Consider the following 2,476-nt stretch of genomic DNA (forward strand, 5'->3'; position numbering starts at 1 on the left):
AAGGGGCCCGCCGCGAAGCGGTGGGAAGGGAGAGGGCAGCGCCGATCCTGCCCTCACCCTTCCGCCGGCTTCGCTGGCTCCCCCCCTCTCCCGATGGGAGAGGAACTTGATCTGGCACGACCACGGCCACCCCATCCCCGCCGACCCCCGCCCGGCCGGCGACGTGGTCCTCGCCCGCAAGGACGCCCCTGCTTCCTATCACCTCGCCGTCACGCTCGACGATGCCGCGCAGCACGTCACCCATATCATCCGCGGCACGGACCTGTTCGACGCGACTCACGTCCATCGCCTGCTCCAGGTCCTGCTCGGCCTGCCGACGCCCGAATACCGCCACCACGCCCTGCTCGCAGGCCCCGACGGCGAGCGCCTCGCCAAGCGCAACGGCGCGCCCACGCTGGAGGCGATGCGGCTCTCCGGCACGGATGGCCGCGCGCTGGCCGATCGGCTTCGCGCGGGCACGCTCCCGGTTGGAATTGGTGCCGCAAAGGCGTAGGCACGCGGAATGACACTCTTTCTCTCTTTCGTCCTGCTCGCGCTCGTCATCGCCGTTGGCGTCGTGCTGATCCGCGGCCTCGTCAACATGGCGGGCACCACCACATCCGATCTCGAAGGCGAAGGCCCCAGCGAGCGTGCGCTCAAGTCGAACAAGCTGATGATGCAGCGCATCCTGCTTCAGGGTGTCGCGATCCTGGTCATCGCGCTCATCCTGATGACCATGTCGTCCAAGGGCTGAGTCAGCCTGCCTGGCCGGCCTCGAACGCCGCCAGCTGCGCCGCGAACGCCCGCCTGAACGCCGGCCGCGCTTCGGCGCGCGCGACATAGGAGACGAGGTTCGGAAACTCGTCCAGGGCTCCTGAACTCGCCAGGCGGCGCAGCACATCCGCCATCATCAGGTCGCCCGCGCTGAAATCGCCGTCCAGCCACTCCGCATCGCCCAGCCGCCGCGAAAGCTGGGCAAGCCGGCTGCGGATCCGGTCCTGGACCATCATCATCCGCTCGGCCTGCCAGGGCTTGTCCTTCTCGAAGTAGACGGCGACGTCGCGATCGGTCGTCAACGGCTCGATCGTGCTGGCGGCCGAGAACATCCAGGCTATGGCGCGCGCCCGCGCATTGGCATCCTCGGGCAACAACCCGCCGTGCCGCTCGGCGATATGCAGCACGATCGCTCCCGTCTCGAACAGGATGAGATCCCCTTCCTCATAGGTCGGGATCTGGCCGAACGGCTGGCGCGCCAGGTGCGCCGGCTCCTTCATCTCGGCAAATGACAGCCCGTGAACCTCATATGCCAGCCCTGCCTCTTCGAGCGCCCAGCGCACCCGCATGTCGCGCGCCAGTCCCTTGCCGCGGTCGGGCGAGGCCGCGAAACCGGTTATGATGATCGTCATCTCGCCAAGGCTCCTTCCGCCGGTCCCCCGCGCACGATAGAAGCCGCGCATGGTAAAGCTCAACAAGATCTACACGCGCACCGGCGACGACGGCACCACGGGGCTTGTCGATGGATCGCGCATTGCCAAATCCGATCCGCTGATGGCCGCGATCGGCGACGTGGATGAGGCGAATTCGGCGATCGGCGTCGCGCGCTCGGCGCTGGGCCCGGGCTCGTTCAGCCAGATGCTCGCGCGCATCCAGAACGACTTGTTCGATCTCGGCGCCGATCTCGCCACCCCCGTCAGTATCGAAGGCGGGCTGCGCATCGTGCCCGGCCAGGTCGATTGGCTCGAGGAACGCATCGATCACCTCAACGCTGCGCTCGAGTCGCTCACCAGCTTCGTCCTGCCGGCGGGCGAAGCGGGGGCTGCGGCACTCCATTTGGCCCGAGCCATCACGCGCCGCGCCGAGCGTTCGGCGGTCGCCGCTGGAGCCGCCCTCCAGCCGCTCACTTATCTCAATCGCCTTTCAGACCTGCTCTTCGTCGCCGCGCGCGCAGTGAACTTACATGGCGGCGGAGACGTTCTCTGGGTCCCGGGGGCCTCGCGTTGATTCAGCTAGCGGCGCTTGACCCGTCAGGACCGCCACGCTAGGAGAACATAATGCGAACAGAGCGCGGCCCAGCCCCTGCTTCCTCGGCGCTGGTCGATCGGTTCGCGCGCGCCCGGGCGCTCACTGCCGATCTGGCCGCGCCGCTGTCCGATGCAGACGCCACGATCCAGTCGATGGATGATGCCTCCCCAGCAAAATGGCATCTCGCGCATTCCACCTGGTTCTTCGAAACCTTCGTGCTGCGCGATCATGTTCCTGAGTACCAACAGCATGACGAGCGTTTCGCCTATCTGTTCAACAGCTATTACGAAGCCGAAGGCGTGCGCCATGCGCGGCCGCTGCGGGGGATGCTGTCGCGCCCGTCGCTCGATGGAATCCTGAACTATCGAAGTGCCGTGGACTCCGCTTTGCTCGTGGCACTACCCGATCTGGACGAAGATGCGCGTGCGTTGATTGAGCTCGGTATCAATCACGAGCAGCAGCACCAGGAATTGCT

General features: G+C 66.6%; 5 protein-coding genes. 4 read left to right on the forward strand and 1 reads right to left on the reverse strand.

Annotated features, from left to right (window positions below; translation table 11 throughout):
- Together VF617_RS08895 and VF617_RS08900 are read left to right on the forward strand one after the other, a co-directional pair.
- On the forward strand, positions 1-493 hold a 493-nt coding region (locus tag VF617_RS08895), incomplete at its 5' end, for a glutamate--tRNA ligase family protein (RefSeq protein WP_414713999.1).
- 9 nt (positions 494-502) lie between these two features.
- On the forward strand, positions 503-733 hold the full coding sequence (locus VF617_RS08900) for a twin transmembrane helix small protein (protein WP_331014525.1): 231 nt from the start codon (positions 503-505) through the stop codon (positions 731-733).
- Between the two features lies 1 nt (position 734).
- Here VF617_RS08900 and VF617_RS08905 read toward each other — a convergent pair whose 3' ends face one another.
- Complete coding sequence (locus tag VF617_RS08905; protein ID WP_331014526.1) at positions 735-1,436, reverse strand: glutathione S-transferase family protein; 702 nt, start codon at positions 1,434-1,436, stop codon at positions 735-737.
- On the opposite strand from VF617_RS08905, the gene VF617_RS08910 reads away from it, so the two are divergent.
- Both VF617_RS08910 and VF617_RS08915 read left to right on the forward strand, forming a co-directional pair.
- The gene (locus VF617_RS08910) at positions 1,435-1,980 is read left to right on the forward strand and encodes a cob(I)yrinic acid a,c-diamide adenosyltransferase (RefSeq protein WP_331014527.1); all 546 of its coding nucleotides are present in this window, start codon (positions 1,435-1,437) and stop codon (positions 1,978-1,980) included. The two genes, VF617_RS08905 and VF617_RS08910, sit on opposite strands and share 2 nt — an antisense overlap.
- 50 nt (positions 1,981-2,030) lie before the next feature.
- Positions 2,031-2,476 (forward strand): DinB family protein (locus VF617_RS08915; protein ID WP_331014528.1); only part of this gene is annotated, 446 nt, incomplete at its 3' end.

The organism is Sphingomonas sp. (assembly GCF_036388215.1).
GTDB lineage: Bacteria > Pseudomonadota > Alphaproteobacteria > Sphingomonadales > Sphingomonadaceae > Sphingomonas.

What these genes read in the sequence shown, in the direction of transcription:
- VF617_RS08900 (WP_331014525.1), top strand. Translation starts at nt 503, where the DNA reads ATGACACTCTTTCTCTCTTTCGTCCTGCTCGCGCTCGTCATCGCCGTT.
- VF617_RS08910 (WP_331014527.1), top strand. Translation starts at nt 1,435, where the DNA reads ATGGTAAAGCTCAACAAGATCTACACGCGCACCGGCGACGACGGCACC.
- VF617_RS08905 (WP_331014526.1), bottom strand. Translation starts at nt 1,436, where the DNA reads ATGCGCGGCTTCTATCGTGCGCGGGGGACCGGCGGAAGGAGCCTTGGC.